The organism is Nonomuraea fastidiosa (assembly GCF_042751225.1).
In the GTDB taxonomy this organism is placed as follows: Bacteria; Actinomycetota; Actinomycetes; order Streptosporangiales; family Streptosporangiaceae; genus Nonomuraea; species Nonomuraea fastidiosa.
Map to the genome: position 1 here is coordinate 175,409 of NZ_CP170570.1, position 18,499 is coordinate 193,907.

Genomic DNA, 18,499 nt, shown 5'->3' on the forward strand with positions numbered 1-18,499 from the left:
CTCGTGCATGAGGTCGATCAGGCCGGCAGCGACTCCAGCAGGCGCCGCATCCGCGCGATCTCGATGCTCTGGCCCGAGTACACGTCCTTGGCCATCATCCGCATGCGCTGGTCGCGGCCGTCGGCGAGCTGCTCGCCCGCCATCTTGACCGCGCCCTCGTGGTGCCGGGTCATGAGCTGCAGGAACAAGCGGTCGAAGGCGCCGCCCCTGGCCGCCCGCAGTGCGTTGAGCTGTTCCTGGGTGGCCATCCCGTACGCGGCCCCCTGCGCGTGGTCGTGACCGGCGGGGGCCTGGCGGCCGAGTCCGGCGAGCCAGTTCGTCATGGCCCTGATCTCCGGCGTCTGCGCGGCGGTGATCTGGCGGGCCAGCGCGCGGATGCTCTCGGTCGTCGTACGCTCCTCGACCAGCGCGGTCATCTCCAGCGCCTGCCGGTGATGCGGGATCATGCCCTCGGCGAAGCGCACGTCGGCGGCGACCACCCCGGACGGCGTGCGCCCCACCCGCTCCCCCGGCCTCGCGGTACGCGCGGGCTCCCCCGGGCGGCCCGGCACGATCACCGGCGCCTCCGTGCCCACGGGTGACGGCCCCGCCGGAGCGGCGGGCGATTGCAAGCAGCCTGCAAGGGCGAATGCCACCATAAGCGTGACGATTACCGCACGCGTCCCCAAACCTGCTGACATAGCTTCCATAGTGAGCTACGAGACAAAGGGGATGCGCGTTGATCTTCGCCGAATCGCGCGAGACCAAAGTGCGCTTAATCAAGGGGGGTAAGGCCGAAGTGCGTGACGCCACGCGCAGTGACGCCACAGCAAGTAAGGCCGAGGTCATAGCGGGTGCCACGACCGGGGCGCACAGGTCCGCGAGCGGCGAATCGACCGCGCCCAGGCGCGAACGCCGGCCCGCAGACCACGGGCCGCCCGGCCGCGCGGCCGGCGGCCGCGGGGCGACCGCGTCCGAGCCCGCATCGCGCGGCGGGGCGTCTCGTAGGCGGGCGCTGCGGCGCGGCACCCTGCGGGCCACGCTGCTGAGCGTCGTCCTGGCGCTGGTCGCCGCCTGCGGCGCGGCGCCCGCCGAGGAGCGCGGCGCCTCCGAGCCCGCCTCGCCGGGCACGCAGCAGAACAACCCGCCCAGGACGCAGCAGAGAGGCGGGAACGGCCCGCAGACGAGCCCCAATGTCCGGCATGTCGCCAACATCCCGCGGACCGCCCCGCTGAACGGCGACGAGGACTTCAACACCGACCTGGCCTTCCAGGGCGACTACGCGTACGTGGGCAACTTCGGCGGCTTCTCGATCGTCGACATCAGCCGGCCGAGCAGCCCCGGGTGGTCAGCCAGGTCTCCTGCCCGGCCCAGCAGAACGACGTGACGATCCACGGCGATCTGCTGGTGCTGTCGATCGACGAGCCGCGCAGCGGCCCCGAGTGCGACGCGGCCGACAGCCCACGCGCGTGGGAGGGCCTGCGGCTCTTCGACGTCAGCGACAAGAAGAGCCCGCGCTTCATCGGCGCCGTCCAGACCGAGTGCGGCTCGCACACCCACACGATGATCCCGGCGGGCGAGACGCTCTACGTGTACGTCTCCTCCCCCGGCCCCGAGCCGGACTCGCCGACCTGCCCGGCCCCGCACGAGCTGCTGCAGATCGTGGAGATCCCGCTGGGCGCGCCGGAGACGGCCAGGGTGGTGGCCAAGCCGGACCTGTTCCCCGACCGCGCGAACAGCGACTACGACTCCGGCTGCCACGACATCACCGCCTACCCGGAGAAGAACGTGGCGGCGGCGGCCTGCTTCGGCGACGGCGTGCTGCTCGACATCAGCGACCCGGTGAATCCGCGCGTGACGCAGCGGCTCACCGACACCGAGAACTTCCAGATCTGGCACTCGGCGACGTTCAACAACGACGGGACGAAGGTCGTCTTCAGCGACGAGCTGGGCGGCGGCAACCAGGCCACCTGCGACCGCAACACGCCGCCGACCAAGGGCGCGAACGCGGTGTACGACCTGGTGAACGGCCGGCTGGAGCGGCGCGGCTACTTCAAGATCGCTCGCGAGCAGCAGCCCAGCGAGAACTGCGTCGCGCACAACGGCTCGCTCATCCCGGTGCCCGGCAAGGACGTCATGGTGCAGTCGTGGTACCAGGGCGGGGTGTCGATCTGGGACTTCACCGACTCGTCCGCCCCGAAGGAGATCGGCTTCTTCGACCGCGGCCCCTACCCGGGTGAGGGCATCGCGGGCTCGTGGTCGGCGTACTACTACAACGGCTACATCTACTCCAGCGACATCCGGGCGGGCCTGGACGTGCTGAAGATCGACGACCCGCTCACCGACCCGGCCGCGAAGGTCCATATGGACGACTTCAACGTCCAGACGCAGAAGTCGTACTGAGGCGGTCTAGGGCGGCCAGCAGGGCGAGGAGCGCTTGGCGGCGCGGGCGATGGCGGCGCCGTCCAGCGTGACGGCCGTGGGCTCGATGCGGGCCCACGGCCACTCCAGGGTGAGCAGCAGCTCCTCGGCGGGCGGCACGGGATGCAGCCACAGCGGCATGTGGTAGAGCGTGTGAGCGGCGTCGCCGCGTACGCCGCCGGGGAACCAGGACAGGTTCGGCGGCGCGCAGTCGCGGTCATGGTCGGAGTGGACCTCGACGCCGCCCGGGTAGCGCAGCACGATGTGCATCGACGTGCTCCCCTCGCCGGAGAACGCCGAATCGAGCTGGAGCGCGAGCCCTGGAGGCGCGGTGGCGTTGCGGGCCACGACGTCGAGGTTCAGCAGGCAGCCGACGTCGTAGACCTGGATCATCGGTAGCAGCACGGCGAGCGCGGGCGTGCGGGCGAGCACCCGCTCCACGGTGACGATCGCGCCCATTTTCGCAATCGGCGGCACGCAGGCGCCGCCATCCCCACTCATAGCGAACCCTCATCGCTTCGGGCGTCATCTGCAACGAAAGCGTAACGCCGTGCGAGCGCGCCGCCGAGCGGTCATGCGAAAACGGTGCGTATTCGGGAATATCCGAAAGCCCCCGATGTCCGACAGCCCGTGCTAAGGCCCGATCGGGCCCCGCCGCCGATCGCGGCAGGGGCCGTCGAAAGGCAGGGCCCTACGTCACGGGTCGAGGTCGGCGGCCGAGCGCTCGGCGAAGATCCGCATCGCCTTGGTGGTGATCGGGCCGGGGGCGACCGGCAGCTCGGTGTCGTCGACGAGCCTGATCGGCTGCACGTCGCGCGTGGTGGAGGTGAGGAACGCCTCGTCGGCCTCGTACAGGGCCTGGAGGGGGACGTCGGCTTCCTCGGCGCCGCACCATTCGAGCACCAGCGCACGCGTGACGCCGGCCAGGCAGCCGGAGGCGAGCGTGGGGGTGATGAGGCGGCCGTCGCGGACGATGAACACGTTGGAGCCGGTGCCCTCGCACAGGTTCCCCGCCAGGTTGCCGAAGATCGCCTCGCCGCCGCCGCGCTGCTTGGCGTACGCCAGGGCCTTGGCGTTGTCGCCGTACGAGGTGCTCTTGACGCCGGCCAGGGCGCCGCGCTCGTTGCGCGGCCAGGGGACGACGGTGACGTTGGCGGTGGCGGGGAACGGCTTCTGCTCGTCCACGATGACGACGGTGGTGGTGCCCTGATCACCGCGGTCGGAGCCGAGCGGGCCGGGGCCGCTGGTGTAGGTGACGCGGATGCGGCCGAGCTCCCAGGCGGGCGCGGCGTCGAGCAGCTTGCCGATGCCGGCGGCGATGGCCTCGACGTCGGGCTCGGGCAGGTCCATGCGCTGGGCGGAGAGCGTGAGCCGATCGAGGTGGCGGGTGAGCGCGAACGACTTGCCGTTGACGATCTTGATGGTCTCGAAGACGCCGTCGCCGACCATGAGGCCGTGGTCGAACACCGAGACGGTGGCCTGAGCGGGGTCGATCAGCTCCCCGTTGACCCAGACAGGGACGTTCATGCAGATTCCTCCTGTGATGCCAGCGCGATCAGCCTGGCTGCTTTGAGCTCGGTCTCGAGCCATTCGCGCCCGGGGTCGCTGCCCCAGGTGATGCCCGCTCCCGTGCCGAACCGGATCTCGCCGGACGAGATCCAGAATGTTCTGATGCCTACGGCCAGCGCCGCCCTGCCACGGTCGGCGTCGACCCAGCCCACGGCCCCACAGTACGGGCCTCGCGGCGCTGGTTCGAGCTCATTGATGATGCGCACGGCGGACGACTTAGGCGCGCCCGTGACGGATCCGGGCGGGAACGTCGCCGCGAACAGCTCAGGCCAGCCCGCTCCCGCCTGGAGGCGGGCGCGCACCGTGGAGACGAGGTGGACGAGACCCGGGTGCTCCTCGACCGCGCAGAGCGCGGGCACCTCGACCGAGCCGACCTCGGCGACCCTGCCGAGGTCGTTGCGGACGAGGTCGACGATCATGACGTTCTCCGCGTAGTCCTTGTCGAGCAGGTCGTCGGCGGTGACGCCGGTGCCCTTGATCGGGCGGGACTCCACGACGTCGCCGTCGCGCGACAGGTACAGCTCGGGCGAGGCGGTGACCACGCTCAGACCGGGCAGGCTGATCACGCCCGCGTACGGAGCCGGGTTGCCCGCGGCGAGCCTGGCCGCCAGCGCGAGCGGGTCGGCGTCGTGCGCGATGGGCGCGCTCAGGACGCGGCAGAGGTTGGCCTGGTAGACCTCGCCCTGCTCGATGAGGGCGCGGATGGTCTGGACGCCCCGCTCGTAGGCGGCGCGGTCGAGCGAGCTGCGCCACTGGTCCGGGCGTGGACCGTGCCAGGGCCTGGTGGGAGCGGGCAGGGGCGCGGGGCGTACGTGGTCGAAGCGGGCGCACGTCACCTTGCCCTCGTAATCGACGACAACGGCCCACCAGCCCTCGCCGTCGAGTGCGGCGAGGTCGGAGGTCACGTCACGCAGTCCGGTGGCGAGGACGTGCCCTAAGTGGGCGTAGTCGTGGTGCACATCTCCCATTCTCCCAGCATTTCCACCAGTTCCAGCGCCGCGGGCAGTGGCGTATCGGGCAGGGCCGCGTAGACCCGGCGTGCGGGCTCCGTACCCCTGAGGGGTTTCAGCACCAGCCCGGCCGGTACGGCCTCCGCCGCCAGCTCCGGCACCAGCGTCACCCCGAGCCCGGCCAGGACGAACCCGAACTTGCCCGTCCATTCGGCCACCCGCAGCCCGCCGCGCGGCGTGAACCCGGCCGCCGCGCAGGCTCTGAGCAGCAGCGTCGGCTGGCCGCGCGGCGCGGCCTCGATCCAGGTCTCGCCGGCCAGGTCGCGCAGGTCCACGTCCGGCTCGGCGGCCAGGCGGTGCCCGGCGGGCAGGGCCACGAGCAGCCGGTCCTCCAGCAGCGGGACGACGCGCGTCTCCTCGGCCGGCAGCCCCGCCGGGTAGTCGCTGATGACGGCAACGTCGAGCGCTCCGGCGTGCAGCCGTTCGACCAGGGGCGCGCTGAGCCCTTCGATGAGGCGCAGCTCGACGCCCGGCCGCCGCTCGGCGAACCGCTTGAGCGCGCGCGGCACGAGCGCGACGTTGGCCGTGGCGAACGAGCCGACCCGCAGCTGCCCGCCCGCGCCCCGGTGGATGGCGGCCAGCTCCTCTCCGGCGCGGGCGAGCCGGTCGAGCACGGCGACGGCGTGCCGGTGCAGGGCCGCTCCCGCGGGGGTGAGGCGGACGCCGCGCGGCAGGCGTTCGAACAGCGGCCCGCCCGCGGCGCGCTCCAGGGCGGCGATGCGGCGCGAGAGCGCCGACTGGGTGTAGCCGAGCAGCTCGGCGGCGGCGGTGATGGAACCGCTGCGCACCACCTCGTCGAACAGCCGCAACGTGCCGGTGTCAAAGGCATTCGGCTCATGCATGGCAGCCATGCAATCAAGTTGTTGGTGGAATACCAAGCCGTCGGTTTGACTCGCGATTGTGATTGCTTTTCTCGGACAGGGACGCATGGGCGTCCCCATGGCCCGGCGGCTCGTGGAGGCCGGGCACAAGGTGACGACGTGGCGGCGCGCGGACGGTGTCCCGGTGGCCGCCGCTGTGGAGCAGGCTGAGCTGGTGATCACCATGCTCAGCGACCCGGCCGCGGTGCGCGAGGTGCTGACGGCGGCGCTGCCCGGGCTGCGGCCGGGCGCGACGGTGGTGGAGATGTCCACGATCGGGCCCGAGGCGGTGCGCGAGCTGCGCGCGCTGCTGCCGCCGACGGTGGGCCTGGTGGACGCGCCGGTGCTGGGCAGCGTGGGCCCGGCGGCCGACGGGACGCTGACGGTGCTGGCCGGCGGCGACGTGTCGGGCTGCCGCGAGGTGCTGTCGGTGTTCGGGAAGGTGCGCGAGCTCGGCCCGCTCGGGTCGGGAGCGGCCATGAAGCTCGCCGTCATGAGCGCGCTCGTGCCCGCCCAGGTGCTGCTCGCCGAGACGTTCGCGTACGCGCGGGCGCACGGCGTGGACCGCGACGCCCTGGCGAACGTGCTGGGGGCGACCCCGCTGGGCGCGCTGGCCGAGCGGCTGCGCACCCCGGCGCAGGAGACCCGGTACGCGCTCGCGCACGCGGCCAAGGACCTGGGCTTGGCCGCCTGGCCCGAGGCCACGCTGGCGACCGCCGCCCGCGCCCGGCTGCAGGAGGCGCAGGCGGCCGGGCTCGGCGGGCACGACCTGACGGCCATCGCGACCCATCTCACGGGGCCTGCCGGCGAAGCGGCGGCCCTCTCAGCGAGCGGACCCGCGAGCGGCTCGGCGGGCGTTCCCGCGAGCCCACCGGATGGCGAACCGGCGAGCGGCCACGCCGCGCGCCGGACGGTGCCGATCAACCCGCCGACGGTCCCGCAGACGAACGGCGCCTACTCCCACGCCGTCCGCGTCGGCGACATGCTCTACATCTCCGGCCAGGCCGCCTTCGACGAGCGCGGCGAGGTGGTCGGCGAGACCATGGCGGAGCAGGCCGAGCACGTCTTCCAGGTCATCTCGCGGATCCTGGCCGACCAGGGCGCGAGGTGGGAGGACGTCGCGTTCATCCGCTCGTACCTGACGGACTTCTCGGACCTGCCCGCCTACCGCGACGTGCGCCGCCGCTACATCACCGGCACTCCCCCGGCCAGCACGACCGTGGAGGTGTCGAAGCTGTTCATGCCGGGGCTGCGCCTGGAGGTGGACCTGATCGTGGCCCTGCCGCACCGATAGCGGTCAGTCCAGCGGGCCGGTGACCGACTCGGCGGCGGCGACCACGCCGCCCTCGGCGACCAGCCGGACCGCGGCCTCGATCTCGGGGGCCAGGAACCGGTCGGGGCCGGGCGCGGGCACGGTCTCGCGCAGCGCCCGCACCACGGCGGCGGTGGCGGGCGCGGGCTCCAGCGGGGCGCGCAGGTCGATCGCGCGGGCGGCGGTCAGCACCTCGACGGCCAGCACCCTGGTGAGGCCGTCCACCGCCTTACGCAGCTTGCGCGCCGCCGACCAGCCCATGGACACGTGGTCCTCCTGCATGGCCGAGCTGGGGATGGAGTCGACGCTGGCGGGCACGGCCAGCCGCTTCAGCTCGGAGACCAGGGCGGCCTGGGTGTACTGGGCGATCATGTGTCCTGAGTCGACGCCGGGGTCGTCGGCGAGGAACGCGGGCAGGCCGTGGTTGCGGGCCACGTCGAGGAACCGGTCGGTACGCCGCTCCGACATCGAGGCCAGGTCGGCGGCCACGATCGCGAGGAAGTCCAGCACGTACGCGAGCGGCGCCCCGTGGAAGTTGCCGTTGGACTCCACCCGGCCGTCGGCCAGCACGGCCGGGTTGTCCACGGCGCTGGCCAGCTCCCGCTGGGCGACGGTGGCGGCGTGCGCGATCGTGTCGCGGGCCGCGCCGGCCACCTGCGGGGCGCAGCGCAGCGAGTACGCGTCCTGCACGCGGGTGCAGGCGGCCGGGTCGCGGTGGCTGGCCATGATGCCGGAGTCGCGCAGCACCTTGACCATGTTGGCGGCCGAGAGCGCCTGGCCGGGGTGCGGGCGCAGCGCCTGCAGCTCGGGGGCGAAGACGCGGTCGGTGCCGAGCAGCGCCTCGACGCTCATCGCGGCGCTCACGTCGGCGGTCTTGACGAGCCTGGTGAGGTCGTCGATGGCGAGGATGAGCATGCCGAGCATGCCGTCCGTGCCGTTGATCAGCGCCAGGCCCTCCTTGGCGGCCAGCTCGACCGGCTCGATCCTGGCCTGCTTGAGCGCCTCGGCGGCGGGCTGCACCGCGCCGGATGCGTCCCTGACGACGCCCTCGCCCATGAGCGTCAGCGCCACGTGGGCCAGCGGGGCGAGGTCGCCGGAGCAGCCGAGGCTGCCGTACTCGTGCACGATCGGCGTGATGCCTGAGCTGATGAGTGCGGCCAGCGTCTTGGCGGTGGTCGGCCTGATGCCGGTGTGGCCGGTGGCCAGGGTGTGCAGGCGCAGCAGCATGAGGGCGCGCACCACCTCGGTCTCCACCTCGGGGCCGCTGCCTGCGGCGTGCGAGCGTACGAGGGAGCGCTGGAGCTGGGCGCGCAGCGCCGGGTCGATGTGCCGGGTGGCGAGCGCGCCGAACCCGGTGGAGATGCCGTAGTGGGGGACGGGGCTCTCCGCCAGCTCGTCCACCCGCTGCCGGGCGGCGGCGATGGCGGCGACGGCGTCGTCGCTGAGGCGTACGGGGGCGCCGTGGCGGGCCACCTTGATGACGTCGTCGAAGGTCAGCGGTTCTGGGCCGACGGTCACGACTTCGTTGTCGCGCATGGTGCGTCTCTCTCGCTTAGGTAACCGGCGTACCCGATGTTAGCTCCTTACTTCCGAAGAGTTCCGCGAGCCCCTCCCGTCCCGCGTCGGTCACGATCACGGCCCTCGGGACGCTGCCCCTGCGCAGCCAGCCGCGCTCGAACAGCGCCTCGGTGACGGCCGCGCCGAGCGCGCCGCCCAGGTGCGCCCTGCGCTCGGTCCAGTCCAGGCATTCGGGCGCGAACAGCCGCCGCGACCTGCGCGCGCGTGCCACGTCCACGCCGAGCCGGGACATCAGCGACTCCCCGGAACCGGTGAGGCCGTGGCCGTCGAAGTGGCCACCGCGCTTGAGCCCGTCGAGCAGGCCCACCCCGGCGCGTCCGGCGAGGTGGTCGTAGCAGGTGCGGGCCTCCGCCAGCAGCCTCGCCTGGCGCGACTGGCGCAGCGAGCGCACCGGCGGGCGGGTGCCGACCCTGGCCAGCGCTTCGAGCACCTCGGCGATCTCGTGACCGGCCAGGCGGTAGTAGCGGTGGCGGCCCTGGCGTACGACGTCGACCAGCCCGCCGTCCAGCAGCCTGGCCAGGTGGGCGCTCGCGGTGGCGGCGCTGACCCCGGCCATCCTGGCCAGCTCGCCCGCCGCCAGCGCGCGGCCGCCGAGCAGCGCGGTCAGGATCGCGGCCCGCGCGGGTTCGGCGATGAGCGCGGCGACGGGTGCGATGTCGGCGTCAGCGGCGATGTACTCCATGTCCGCGACGCTAGTACGCCGACATTTCGTCGCACGTCGAAGGGTCAGCGCTTGCCCAGCGCCTTGCGGATCATGTCGCGGGCCCGGTCCATGACCGCCATCGGCGTGCCGAGCAGCATGTTCCTCGTCATCGACTCGGTGCCGGGATGCGGACGCGTGGGCGCCATCGACTCGGCCGCGCGCACCGCCGCCGCCATCGTGCGCCGCTCGGCCACCGACGTCTTGGCGCGCAGCTTGGTGAACTCGTAGCGCTCCTCGCTGCGGGCGTGCGCCGTGACCGCGGTGCGCAGCTCCGCCAGCCCCTCCCAGAACCCCGGGTCGTCCACGCCCGCCTTGTGCAGGTCGAGCAGCAGCCGCTTGGCCCTGTTCTCCTCGGCCAGCCGGTCGGCCACCACGCCCTGGCCGTTGTCGAGCTTCCTGCGCGCGTACGGGTGGACGATCTCCTCCTCGGCGGTCTCGTGCACCGACAGCAGGCGCATCAGCCGCTCGAACGCCTCCCCGATCTTGTCGGGAGGCGCCTGCTCCACCTCGTCGAACAGGTCCCTGATCCGCCCGTGCTGGGCCATCAGGAGATCGATGACATCGTGTTCAACCACGCGTTCAGCCACATCGAGCGGCCTACCCCGCCCCCGCGCAGGCACGCGCCGCCTTACCGAACGCGGGCGTTTCGCGCACCGAACGCGGAGGTTGCCGGGCACCGGCGCGGGTACGCGCTGCGACATGGCCTTCGACCCACTCCAGGAGCGGGGTATCCCGCTGGACGAGCAACTGCGCAACTGGCGGGAGCTGAACGTCACACCGATCGACCCGGACGCCGCGGATCCGTACACCCGCTGCCGGATCATCACGATGAACGGCATCGAGGTCGAGGCCGTCATGTTCAGCCATCACGCGGCCAGGCACTGCTCGGACCCGGACGTCAAGCGGCGGCTCGCGCAGGTCCGCTACATCGAGTCCCAGCAGCAGAAGGCCGTGAACTGGCTGCTGCCCGGCTCGTCGTCGGTGCTGGAGACGACGATCGCCTACGAGCAGGTCGCGGTCGATCTGACGGCGTGGGTGGCGCGGATGGAGCCCGACCCCTACCTCAAGCAGGCGTACCAGTTCGGCGTGCTGGAGGACTTCGACCACCTCTACCGGTACGCCAACCTGTACGAGATGATCGAGCACCGCAAGGCGGACAAGATCGTCGACCGGCTCACCGAGGTCATGCCGGGGCGGCCGACGTACCTGCACCATCGCGACCCCGTCGACAACGTGCGCCGGCCTTACGAGCGCTCCCGCACCGAGCCGCTGTCGCGGCTGCACGCGCTGACGATCACGGCGGCCGAGCAGCAGACGATGAACTTCTACATGAACGTCGGCCCCCTCCACATGGAGCCGATCGCGCGGCAGCTCTACCAGGAGATCGGCATGGTGGAGGAGGAGCACGTCACCCACTACGAGTCGCTGGTCGATCCGGGCGAGAGCTGGTGGGAGATGCTGCTCAACCACGAGTTCAACGAGTGCTACCTGTACCACTCGTTCATGGAGACCGAGACCGACCCCAGGGTGCGCGCGATCTGGGAGCTGCATCTCGGCATGGAGCTGGAGCACCTGCGGCTGGCCGGCGAGCTGTTCAAGCGGTTCGACGGGCGCGACCCCGAGCAGGTGCTCGCGCCCGCGCTGCCGCCGCCCGTGACGTTCGAGTCGAACAAGGGCTACATCCGCGACCTGCTCACGACCCAGGTGGACGTCACCACCCTGGGCACCGGCTACGTACGCGAGGCGCACGAGCGGTTCACCCGGATGCAGCAGGCCGTCATGGGCGGCGAGGAGCCGCCGTCGGAGCGGGTGATCGAGGACAACCGGGCCATCTCCGGGCGGGAGTACCGGCTGGAGACGGAGGGTCCGCACCCGGTCGGCGTACGGCTCACGCCCTAGCCGTGACCTGCTCGCAGGATTTCAGTTTGGGGACTCGGCCGGAATTCGCTAGAGTTCTCTTCGTCACCCGGCAGCGACCGGGGCGACACGCGGAAGTGGCTCAGGGGTAGAGCATCACCTTGCCAAGGTGAGGGTCGCGGGTTCGAATCCCGTCTTCCGCTCGGAGCTTCCGGCTCGGTGGCGTGGCCGAGAGGCGAGGCAGCGGCCTGCAAAGCCGTCCACACGGGTTCAAATCCCGTCGCCACCTCAGTATCAAAGGACGATTAGCTCAGCGGGAGAGCGCTTCCCTGACACGGAAGAGGTCACTGGTTCAATCCCAGTATCGTCCACTCTCTCGGCCCCAGCCCTCACCGGCTGGGGCTTCGTCTTTTCCACCCGAGCGCGGTCCGCGCGCAGATGAGACGATCGCCCTGCGGACGCGCAGGAGATCGCCGGCCGAGGCGCACTTCCCCGGACGGGCGGCGCAGCGTGGAGCCGGTGGAGGAGCAGTGCCGGCGCACGGTCACCAGAACCGCACCGGCCCACAGCGGTAGCCCCGGCGTGGCCTCTTCGCCGGACGGGTGTGCCGCCTGGGGTAGGCGTCCGATTTTCAGATAGCGCACATGCTTGAGGGATGACCGAAGAACCCAGCGATCTGATCCGCAGCGTCTCCCGCGCCCTTCGCGTCCTGGAGGAGGTCTCGCGCGCCGACCGGCCGCTGTCCGTCAAGGTCATCGCACGCCGGTGCGGGCTGACCCTGTCGACCTCCTATCACCTCGTCCGCACCTTGTGCTACGAGGGTTACCTCCATCGATGCCCCGACGGCGACTACCTGCCGGGTTCCAAGGTCGCCGAGCGGTTCCACGAGATGATCGACGCCTTCGACCGCCCGCCCCGCGCCTCGGTGGTGCTGCGTCACCTGGCGGCCGTGACGGGGCACACGGCGTACCTGGCGCAGCTCGTGGGCGGGCGGCTGGTCGTGCTCGACGTGGCCGAGGGGCCGCGCTCGCCGTGGCTTGAGGACCTGCGGGCCGGATTGGAGGCCGCGCCGCACGCCACCGCGCTCGGCAAGGCGCTGCTGCTCGCGCTGCCGCCGCGGGTGCGGCGCGAGGTCCTGACCGAGTACGGCCTGCCGCGCTTCACCTCGGCGACCCCCACCAGCGTTGAGGACGTCGAGGCGGAGCTGGCCGGCTTATGCCCCGGCGAGGTGGTGGAGGAGCACGGGCAGTTCAGGGACGAGGTGGCCTGCGCGGGCGCGGTGGTGCCCGGCACGTCGTGGGCCGTCGGCATCTCGGCCCGCGGGCTGAGCGTCCCCGCGCGCGCCCGCGCCCGCCTCGCCGAGGCCGCCCGCGACCTCGCGTGATCGCCCGCCTGAGGGTAGGACAGCGGCATGAGGGTGATCCTGTTCGGGGCGACCGGCATGATCGGGCAGGGCGTGCTCAGGGAGTGCCTGGCCGACGAGCGGGTCACGGCCGTGCTCGCGGTCGGCCGCCGCCCCACGGGCGTTCCTCACCCGAAGCTGCGCGAGATCCGGCACGCCGGCCTCACCGACCTGGGCCCGATCGAGGACGAGCTGCGCGGCCACGACGCCTGCTTCTACTGCCTCGGGGTGTCCTCGGCCGGCATGCGCGAGCCCGACTACCGCAGGGTCACCTACGACTTCGCGCTGGCGGCCGGACGGACGCTGGCCCGGCTCAACCCGGGATCGGCCTTCGTGTACGTCTCGGGCGCGGGCACCGACGCCGGCGCGCGGGCCATGTGGGCCCGGGTGAAGGGCGAGACCGAGAACGCGCTGCTGGAGCTGCCGCTGGCGGCGTACGTGTTCCGGCCCGGCTACATCCAGCCGCTGCACGGCGTGACCCCGCAGACGCCGCTGTACCGGGTGGCGTACATGGTGACCAGGCCGCTCTGGCCGCTCCTGCGGAAGCTGTTCGCCGAGGAGGTGACCACGACGGAACGCATCGGGCAGGCGATGATCGCGGTGGCCGAGCATGGCGCGGCCAAGCGGATCCTCGGCCCCGCCGACATCAACGCCCTCTGACCCGCCGCTCCACACGGTCGTCAACGCCCTCTGACCGGCCCTCTTCCGCATGAGTCGTTTACGAGGGATGCCCGATGATGGAATATCGCGGCGTGCTCCCGCGCTACGGTAGCCGTCAAATATTCAACAGTCATGGATGGTGACCAACGTGCAGTTCGGCATCTTCAGCGTGGGTGACGTGACCACCGATCCCACCACCGGCAGGACCCCGACGGAGCACGAGCGCATCAAGGCGATGGTGGCGATCGCCCTCAAGGCGGAAGAGGTGGGCCTCGACGTGTTCGCGACCGGCGAGCACCACAACCCGCCCTTCGTCCCGTCCTCCCCCACCACCCTGCTCGGCTACATCGCGGCCAGGACCGAACGCCTGCTGCTCTCCACCGCCACCACGTTGATCACCACCAACGACCCCGTGAAGATCGCCGAAGACTACGCGATGCTGCAGCACCTCGCCGACGGGCGGGTGGACCTCATGCTGGGCCGCGGCAACACCGGGCCGGTCTACCCGTGGTTCGGCCAGGACATCCGGCAGGGCATCCCGCTCGCCGTGGAGAACTACGCGCTGCTGCACCGGCTGTGGCGCGAGGACGTGGTCGACTGGGAGGGCCGCTTCCGTACGCCGCTGCAGGGCTTCACCAGCACCCCGCGCCCGCTCGACGGCGTGCCGCCGTTCGTCTGGCACGGCTCGATCCGCAGCCCCGAGATCGCCGAGCAGGCCGCCTACTACGGCGACGGCTTCTTCGCCAACAACATCTTCTGGCCGAAGGAGCACTTCATGCGCCTGATCAACCTCTACCGGGAGCGCTACGCCCACTATGGCCACGGCACGCCGGAGCAGGCCATCGTGGGGCTCGGCGGCCAGGTGTTCATGCGCAAGAACTCCCAGGACGCGGTACGCGAGTTCCGCCCGTACTTCGACGTCGCCCCCGTCTACGGCCACGGGCCCTCGCTGGAGGAGTTCATGGCCGAGACCCCGCTCACCGTGGGCAGCCCGCAGCAGGTCATCGACAGGACGCTGGAGTTCAGGGAGTTCTTCGGCGACTACCAGCGCCAGCTCTTCCTCATGGACCACGCGGGGCTGCCGCTGAAGACCGTGCTGGAGCAGCTCGACATCCTCGGCGAGGAGGTCGTGCCGGTGCTGCGCAAGGAGTTCGCCAAGGACCGCCCTGCCGGGGTGCCCGACGCGCCCACGCACGCCTCGCTGGTGGCGGCGAAGAACGCCTCGGCCGCCGTCGGCGCCTGACCCCCCGCATCCTCCGGAAAGGAGACGACCCTCATGAAGCTTGCCGTCGTCACGGCGGGACTGACCCAGCCGTCCTCCACCCGCCTGCTCGGCGACCGCCTGGGCGAGGCGGTGGCGCGGCGGGCCGGCGCCGGTGAGGCGGCCGAGGTCCGCAACGTGGAGCTGCGCGACCTGGCCGTGGACATCGCCAACGCGTTCGTCACCGGCTTCCCCGGCGCCAGGCTGCGCGCCGCCCTGGAGACCGTGACGGAGGCGGACGGGCTCGTCGCGGTCACGCCGATCTTCAGCGGCTCCTACAGCGGGCTGTTCAAGAGCTTCTTCGACGTGATCGACAACACCGCGCTGACCGGCAAGCCGGTGCTCGTCGCGGCCACCGGCGGCACCGCCAGGCACTCGCTGGCGCTCGATCACGCGCTGCGGCCGCTGTTTGCGTACCTGCGGGCCGTGGTGGTGCCGACCGCCGTGTACGCGGCTCCTGAGGACTGGGGCGGCGGCAAGGACGCGTTCACCGACGGGCTGAGCGAGCGCATCGAGCGCGCCGCCGACGAGCTGGCCGCGCTGCTGGCGAACCGCGCGCCCCGCCTGCCCGGCAAGGCGGGTGAGCCAGATGAGGTCGTGCCGTTCGAGGAGCAGCTCGCCGCCCTGCGCCCGGACGGCCGGAGCTCCGCGGCGGGCAACGGTCACCGCGAGTGACCGGCGGCGGAGAGCTCCCCGGGACGCGATCGCGCGTCCCGGGGAGGACGCTCAGCGCTTGACCGAGACGACGTCGTACGTCGTGTCGGGGCCGGGGGTGGTGGTGAAGCGGGCGTTGGGCAGGTAGAGCAGGTGGCCGCGGGCGGCGACCGTGGTCGGCACGTCGAACTTCGGATGCGTGATCCGCGTGACGAGCTTTCCGGAGCCGCCGTCGGGCGCCAGCTTGATCACGGCGATCGAGTTGTCGCGGTTCTGCACGGCGTACAGGGTGCGGCCGGACAGCAGCAGGCCGTCGCCGTTGACCAGGCTCACATCGCCGAGCCGGACCTCCGTGGTGGCCCCGGACTTCGGGTTCACCTCGAACAGCTTGCCGGTGTTCGACTGGACGATCAGCAGCGAGCGGCCGTCGGGGCTGCGCACGATGCCGTTGGCGTTGATGCCGTCGCCGTACTGGATGGCACCGCTGAGCGGGATCTTCACCGCCTCCTCCGGCAGCCTGCAGCCCCTGCCGAGGTCCAGCTTGTACAGGACGGGGTTGCTGGAGTCGGTGAAGTAGACGGCGCCGCCGGCGATGATCACGTCGTTGACGAACGACGTGCCGGTGGCGAGCCGGTACGACTTGAGCACCTTCCCGGTGCGCAGATCGACCACCCGGGCGTCGCCGCCGCTGCCGCCGGCCACGAACAGCCGCCCGCGCCCGTCGGTCTCCAGGCCGAGCGACGGCGTGCCGGGCCCCTTGGTGATCACCTTGCCCCTGCCGGTGCGCAGGTCGGCCCGGTAGATGTCGCCGGTGGCGCGCGAGCCGAAGTAGGCGTGGCCGCCGGCGATCGCGATGCCCTCCGGCTGGAAGCCGTTGGGGAGGGGGAAGGTGCCGGGTCGCGTCGCCGCCTGCGCGGGCCCGCCGTGCAGCGTGGCGCCGAGCAGGGCCGCGGTGAACGCGCTGAGTGCGGTCTTGGGGATCGCGGATCTCATGCGCCCACGATGCACGCGCCACCTGCCGCGGCAAAGACCCGTGAACGGCTTCTCACGGAGTTTTCAGAATGTTCTCACCTGCCCGGCTTTTGAGAAGTCTGCGGCGTGGGTCCTGCGGCGGGCGATCGCGGCGAGTAGGTTGGGACGGAGCCAACCAAACGGGGTAGATCATGACAAACGGTGCCCGTCACGCCCTGGGAGTGCTCGCCGGGCTGCTCCTGCCGCCGCTGCTCGCCGCCGGCCTCTGGTACGGCGTGGGCGAGCTGTCACTCACCGCCCAGCGGGACTTCCGGCTCTCCTGGACCGGGATCGTGGTGCTGGCCGCCTCGGGGATCCTCCTGGCCTTGCTGCTCGGCTCGCGCCTGTCGCCCGTCGCCTCGCTGCTCGGCGGGCTCGCCTTCACCGGGCTGGGCGCGCTGCCGTTCGCCGAGATGGCCACGGGCGTGCGGCTGCTGCCCGACGGTCTGCTGCCATCCTCCCTGCGGAGCGGCTTCATGACGGTGACCTACTCGGGGCTGCTGTTCCTGCTCGGGGTGGCGCTGCTGGCCGTCTCCACGTTCCCGTCGCGGTGGCGGGGCCGCCCTCAGGAAGCGGACGCCTACGACGGGCAGTGGCAGTCGGCGCCGTCGCCCTACCTGCCGCCGTCCACCGGCCTGCCCGAGGACGCCACGCGGCCGATGTACCGCGAGTAGGCAGCGCCCCGCCTGGTTGAATGGCCGTCATGCGCGACATGACGATCGACGGCTTCCTCACCGAACTGGCCGGCCGGGTCCCCGCGCCCGGCGGCGGCGCCACGGCGGCCCTGCACGCCGCCCAGGCCGCCGCGCTGCTCGGCATGGTGGCCCGCTACACCACGGGCGAGAAGTACGCCGGCCACGCCGAGACCGTCACCGCCGTGATCGCCGAGACCGACACGCTGCGGGCGCGGGCGCTGAAGCTGGCCGAGGAGGACGCGGCCGCCTTCACCGCCGTCACCGACGCCTACCGGCTGCCCAAGGGAGAGGAGCGCAGCGCCACCATCGCCAGGGCGCTGGCCGGCGCGGCCGAGCCGCCCGCCCGGGTCATCGAGGCCGCCGCGCGGGTGGTCGAGCTGTGCGAGGTGCTGCTGCCGATCTGCAACCGCAACGTGCTCAGCGATGTGGCCGCCGCCGCCGAGGCCGCCCGCGCCGCGCTCACCACGGGCCGGGTCAACGTCGAGATCAACCTCGGCGGCATCAAGGACGAGCAAGTACGCGAGAAGCTGAACATCCGCCTGTCCGGTGTCGACGCCGCCGTCGCCAAGGCAGACTGGGTGACCGCCGAGGTACGCGAGCAGATCAAGCCGTGACGGCAGCGGCGCGCGAGAGCAAGGGGCGAGACGACCGTTGAAGACGCTGACCGGCAAGGACCTGGCGGCCGCCATCAGAGCCCAGGCGCAGGCCGAGGCCGCCGCCGGCCCGCAGCCGCGGCTGGCCATGGTGGTGGCGACCGCCGACGAGGCGAGCCTGTGGTACGTCCGCTCCATCGCCAAGGCGGCGGCCGGCGTCGGCATCGCCTGCGACGTCGTCGATCTCGGCCCCGAGGCGGCCGCCGACCAGATCGGCGAGACGCTGGCCAGGCTCTCCGCCGCCCCCGACGTCCACGGCGTGATGCTGCAGACCCCGCTGCCCGCCGGCGCGTCGGCGCAGGAGCTGGCCGCCGCCATCGACCCGCGCAAAGACGTCGACGGCGCCAACCCGCTCTCGCTCGGCAGACTCGCCGCCGGGCTGCCCGCGTTCCCGCCCGCCACGGCCGCCGCCGTGCTGGCGCTGCTCGACCACTACGAGGTGCCGCTCGAGGGGCGCCGCGCCGTCGTGGTCGGCCGCTCGACCGTGGTCGGCAAGCCGGTCGCCCACCTGCTGCTCGACCGGCACGCCACGGTCACCGTCGCCCACTCGCGCACCCGTGACCTCGCCGCCGTCACCTCGCAGGCCGACGTGCTGGTCGCCGCCGCCGGCCGGGCCGGGCTGATCGGCCGCGGCCACGTGGCTGCGGGCGCGGTGGTGATCGATGTGGGCACCAACCCCACCGAGGAGGGCGGGCTCACCGGAGACGTCGACGCCGCCGCGGTCGCCGACGTGGCCGGTGCGCTCACCCCGGTGCCCGGAGGCGTCGGGCCGGTGACCACCGCGCTGCTGCTGCGCCACACCGCCAGGGCGGCCAACCTGCCGTGACCGTGCCCCTGTGTGATCGTGCCTGATCCGACCCGTGTTTGATTCGAC

At 72.1% G+C, this 18,499-nt stretch carries 20 protein-coding genes and 3 tRNA genes; 14 read left to right on the forward strand and 9 right to left on the reverse strand.

All coding sequences use genetic code 11. The features are described from left to right. Positions 1-17: 17 nt before the first annotated feature. Positions 18-557, reverse strand: a complete 540-nt coding sequence (locus tag ACFMQL_RS00755) for a DUF305 domain-containing protein (RefSeq protein ID WP_364066151.1) — start codon at positions 555-557, stop codon at positions 18-20. Positions 558-778: 221 nt separating this feature from the next. On the opposite strand from ACFMQL_RS00755, the gene ACFMQL_RS00760 reads away from it, so the two are divergent. Beyond that, the gene (locus tag ACFMQL_RS00760; protein WP_378784128.1) at positions 779-1,366 is read left to right on the forward strand and encodes a hypothetical protein; all 588 of its coding nucleotides are present in this window, start codon (positions 779-781) and stop codon (positions 1,364-1,366) included. Then, a complete protein-coding gene (locus ACFMQL_RS00765; RefSeq protein WP_378784130.1) occupies positions 1,324-2,382 on the forward strand; it encodes an LVIVD repeat-containing protein in 1,059 nt (352 codons plus the stop codon). Before ACFMQL_RS00760 ends, ACFMQL_RS00765 begins: the two co-directional genes overlap by 43 nt. 6 nt (positions 2,383-2,388) lie before the next feature. Here ACFMQL_RS00765 and ACFMQL_RS00770 read toward each other — a convergent pair whose 3' ends face one another. The 4 genes from ACFMQL_RS00770 to ACFMQL_RS00785 form a co-directional block, all read right to left on the reverse strand. After that, positions 2,389-2,859 (reverse strand): hypothetical protein, encoded by a 471-nt coding sequence (locus ACFMQL_RS00770; protein ID WP_364066155.1) that lies wholly within the window; start codon positions 2,857-2,859, stop codon positions 2,389-2,391. 237 nt (positions 2,860-3,096) lie between these two features. Then, the gene (locus ACFMQL_RS00775; RefSeq protein ID WP_364066157.1) at positions 3,097-3,927 is read right to left on the reverse strand and encodes an aminotransferase class IV; all 831 of its coding nucleotides are present in this window, start codon (positions 3,925-3,927) and stop codon (positions 3,097-3,099) included. Beyond that, complete coding sequence (locus ACFMQL_RS00780; RefSeq protein ID WP_364066160.1) at positions 3,924-4,937, reverse strand: chorismate-binding protein; 1,014 nt, start codon at positions 4,935-4,937, stop codon at positions 3,924-3,926. The genes ACFMQL_RS00775 and ACFMQL_RS00780 overlap by 4 nt, the downstream gene beginning before the upstream one ends. Further along, the gene (locus tag ACFMQL_RS00785; RefSeq protein WP_378784133.1) at positions 4,904-5,821 is read right to left on the reverse strand and encodes a LysR family transcriptional regulator; all 918 of its coding nucleotides are present in this window, start codon (positions 5,819-5,821) and stop codon (positions 4,904-4,906) included. The genes ACFMQL_RS00780 and ACFMQL_RS00785 overlap by 34 nt, the downstream gene beginning before the upstream one ends. Positions 5,822-5,879: 58 nt before the next feature. Here ACFMQL_RS00785 and ACFMQL_RS00790 point away from each other — a divergent pair, with 58 nt between their 5' ends. Further along, complete coding sequence (locus ACFMQL_RS00790) at positions 5,880-7,133, forward strand: Rid family hydrolase (protein WP_378784135.1); 1,254 nt, start codon at positions 5,880-5,882, stop codon at positions 7,131-7,133. Between the two features lie 3 nt (positions 7,134-7,136). On the opposite strand, the gene hutH is transcribed toward ACFMQL_RS00790, so the two are convergent. The 3 genes from hutH to ACFMQL_RS00805 are packed head-to-tail and all read right to left on the reverse strand — an operon-like array spanning position 7,137 to position 10,007. After that, positions 7,137-8,687, reverse strand: a complete 1,551-nt coding sequence (gene hutH / locus ACFMQL_RS00795) for a histidine ammonia-lyase (RefSeq protein ID WP_364066166.1) — start codon at positions 8,685-8,687, stop codon at positions 7,137-7,139. Positions 8,688-8,703: 16 nt separating this feature from the next. Beyond that, entirely contained in the window at positions 8,704-9,411 is a 708-nt protein-coding gene (locus tag ACFMQL_RS00800) for an ArsR/SmtB family transcription factor (RefSeq protein WP_378784136.1), read from the reverse strand. 44 nt (positions 9,412-9,455) lie between these two features. Then, positions 9,456-10,007, reverse strand: coding sequence for a hemerythrin domain-containing protein (locus ACFMQL_RS00805; protein ID WP_364066172.1), 552 nt, complete (start codon positions 10,005-10,007; stop codon positions 9,456-9,458). 124 nt (positions 10,008-10,131) lie between these two features. Between ACFMQL_RS00805 and ACFMQL_RS00810 the strand changes: the two genes are divergently transcribed. From ACFMQL_RS00810 to ACFMQL_RS00845, 8 genes are all read left to right on the forward strand, one after another. Next, positions 10,132-11,331, forward strand: a complete 1,200-nt coding sequence (locus tag ACFMQL_RS00810; protein ID WP_378784139.1) for a hypothetical protein — start codon at positions 10,132-10,134, stop codon at positions 11,329-11,331. A gap of 89 nt (positions 11,332-11,420) precedes the next feature. Continuing rightward, positions 11,421-11,492 (forward strand) — tRNA-Gly (locus tag ACFMQL_RS00815). Between the two features lie 15 nt (positions 11,493-11,507). Further along, positions 11,508-11,578 (forward strand) — tRNA-Cys (locus tag ACFMQL_RS00820). Positions 11,579-11,588: 10 nt separating this feature from the next. After that, positions 11,589-11,660, forward strand: a tRNA-Val gene (locus tag ACFMQL_RS00825). A 284-nt stretch (positions 11,661-11,944) separates the two neighbouring features. Further along, positions 11,945-12,673, forward strand: coding sequence for a helix-turn-helix domain-containing protein (locus tag ACFMQL_RS00830; RefSeq protein ID WP_364066178.1), 729 nt, complete (start codon positions 11,945-11,947; stop codon positions 12,671-12,673). A 27-nt stretch (positions 12,674-12,700) separates the two neighbouring features. Continuing rightward, positions 12,701-13,351, forward strand: coding sequence for an epimerase (locus tag ACFMQL_RS00835; protein ID WP_364066180.1), 651 nt, complete (start codon positions 12,701-12,703; stop codon positions 13,349-13,351). A gap of 148 nt (positions 13,352-13,499) precedes the next feature. Beyond that, positions 13,500-14,594 carry an LLM class flavin-dependent oxidoreductase gene (locus ACFMQL_RS00840; RefSeq protein ID WP_364066699.1) on the forward strand — a complete coding sequence of 365 codons (1,095 nt, stop codon included), beginning with the start codon at positions 13,500-13,502 and terminating at the stop codon, positions 14,592-14,594. Between the two features lie 33 nt (positions 14,595-14,627). Then, a complete protein-coding gene (locus tag ACFMQL_RS00845) occupies positions 14,628-15,287 on the forward strand; it encodes an FMN reductase (protein ID WP_378784141.1) in 660 nt (219 codons plus the stop codon). Positions 15,288-15,338: 51 nt separating this feature from the next. Here ACFMQL_RS00845 and ACFMQL_RS00850 read toward each other — a convergent pair whose 3' ends face one another. Continuing rightward, positions 15,339-16,259, reverse strand: a complete 921-nt coding sequence (locus ACFMQL_RS00850) for a superoxide dismutase (protein WP_378784143.1) — start codon at positions 16,257-16,259, stop codon at positions 15,339-15,341. A gap of 170 nt (positions 16,260-16,429) precedes the next feature. On the opposite strand from ACFMQL_RS00850, the gene ACFMQL_RS00855 reads away from it, so the two are divergent. The 3 genes from ACFMQL_RS00855 to ACFMQL_RS00865 are packed head-to-tail and all read left to right on the forward strand — an operon-like array spanning position 16,430 to position 18,451. Continuing rightward, positions 16,430-16,951 (forward strand): hypothetical protein, encoded by a 522-nt coding sequence (locus tag ACFMQL_RS00855; protein ID WP_378784144.1) that lies wholly within the window; start codon positions 16,430-16,432, stop codon positions 16,949-16,951. 29 nt (positions 16,952-16,980) lie between these two features. Continuing rightward, positions 16,981-17,586 (forward strand): cyclodeaminase/cyclohydrolase family protein, encoded by a 606-nt coding sequence (locus ACFMQL_RS00860; RefSeq protein WP_364066190.1) that lies wholly within the window; start codon positions 16,981-16,983, stop codon positions 17,584-17,586. 37 nt (positions 17,587-17,623) lie between these two features. Next, positions 17,624-18,451 (forward strand): bifunctional 5,10-methylenetetrahydrofolate dehydrogenase/5,10-methenyltetrahydrofolate cyclohydrolase, encoded by an 828-nt coding sequence (locus ACFMQL_RS00865; protein WP_364066192.1) that lies wholly within the window; start codon positions 17,624-17,626, stop codon positions 18,449-18,451. The last annotated feature ends 48 nt before the right edge of the window (positions 18,452-18,499 follow it).

Coding starts and splice junctions, on each gene's coding strand:
- ACFMQL_RS00770 (WP_364066155.1), bottom strand. CDS start 2,859: ATGGGCGCGATCGTCACCGTGGAGCGGGTGCTCGCCCGCACGCCCGCG.
- ACFMQL_RS00775 (WP_364066157.1), bottom strand. CDS start 3,927: ATGAACGTCCCTGTCTGGGTCAACGGGGAGCTGATCGACCCCGCTCAG.
- ACFMQL_RS00780 (WP_364066160.1), bottom strand. CDS start 4,937: ATGGGAGATGTGCACCACGACTACGCCCACTTAGGGCACGTCCTCGCC.
- ACFMQL_RS00785 (WP_378784133.1), bottom strand. CDS start 5,821: ATGCATGAGCCGAATGCCTTTGACACCGGCACGTTGCGGCTGTTCGAC.
- hutH (WP_364066166.1), bottom strand. CDS start 8,687: ATGCGCGACAACGAAGTCGTGACCGTCGGCCCAGAACCGCTGACCTTC.
- ACFMQL_RS00800 (WP_378784136.1), bottom strand. CDS start 9,411: ATGGAGTACATCGCCGCTGACGCCGACATCGCACCCGTCGCCGCGCTC.
- ACFMQL_RS00810 (WP_378784139.1), top strand. CDS start 10,132: ATGGCCTTCGACCCACTCCAGGAGCGGGGTATCCCGCTGGACGAGCAA.
- ACFMQL_RS00830 (WP_364066178.1), top strand. CDS start 11,945: ATGACCGAAGAACCCAGCGATCTGATCCGCAGCGTCTCCCGCGCCCTT.
- ACFMQL_RS00835 (WP_364066180.1), top strand. CDS start 12,701: ATGAGGGTGATCCTGTTCGGGGCGACCGGCATGATCGGGCAGGGCGTG.
- ACFMQL_RS00845 (WP_378784141.1), top strand. CDS start 14,628: ATGAAGCTTGCCGTCGTCACGGCGGGACTGACCCAGCCGTCCTCCACC.
- ACFMQL_RS00850 (WP_378784143.1), bottom strand. CDS start 16,259: ATGAGATCCGCGATCCCCAAGACCGCACTCAGCGCGTTCACCGCGGCC.
- ACFMQL_RS00855 (WP_378784144.1), top strand. CDS start 16,430: ATGACAAACGGTGCCCGTCACGCCCTGGGAGTGCTCGCCGGGCTGCTC.
- ACFMQL_RS00860 (WP_364066190.1), top strand. CDS start 16,981: ATGCGCGACATGACGATCGACGGCTTCCTCACCGAACTGGCCGGCCGG.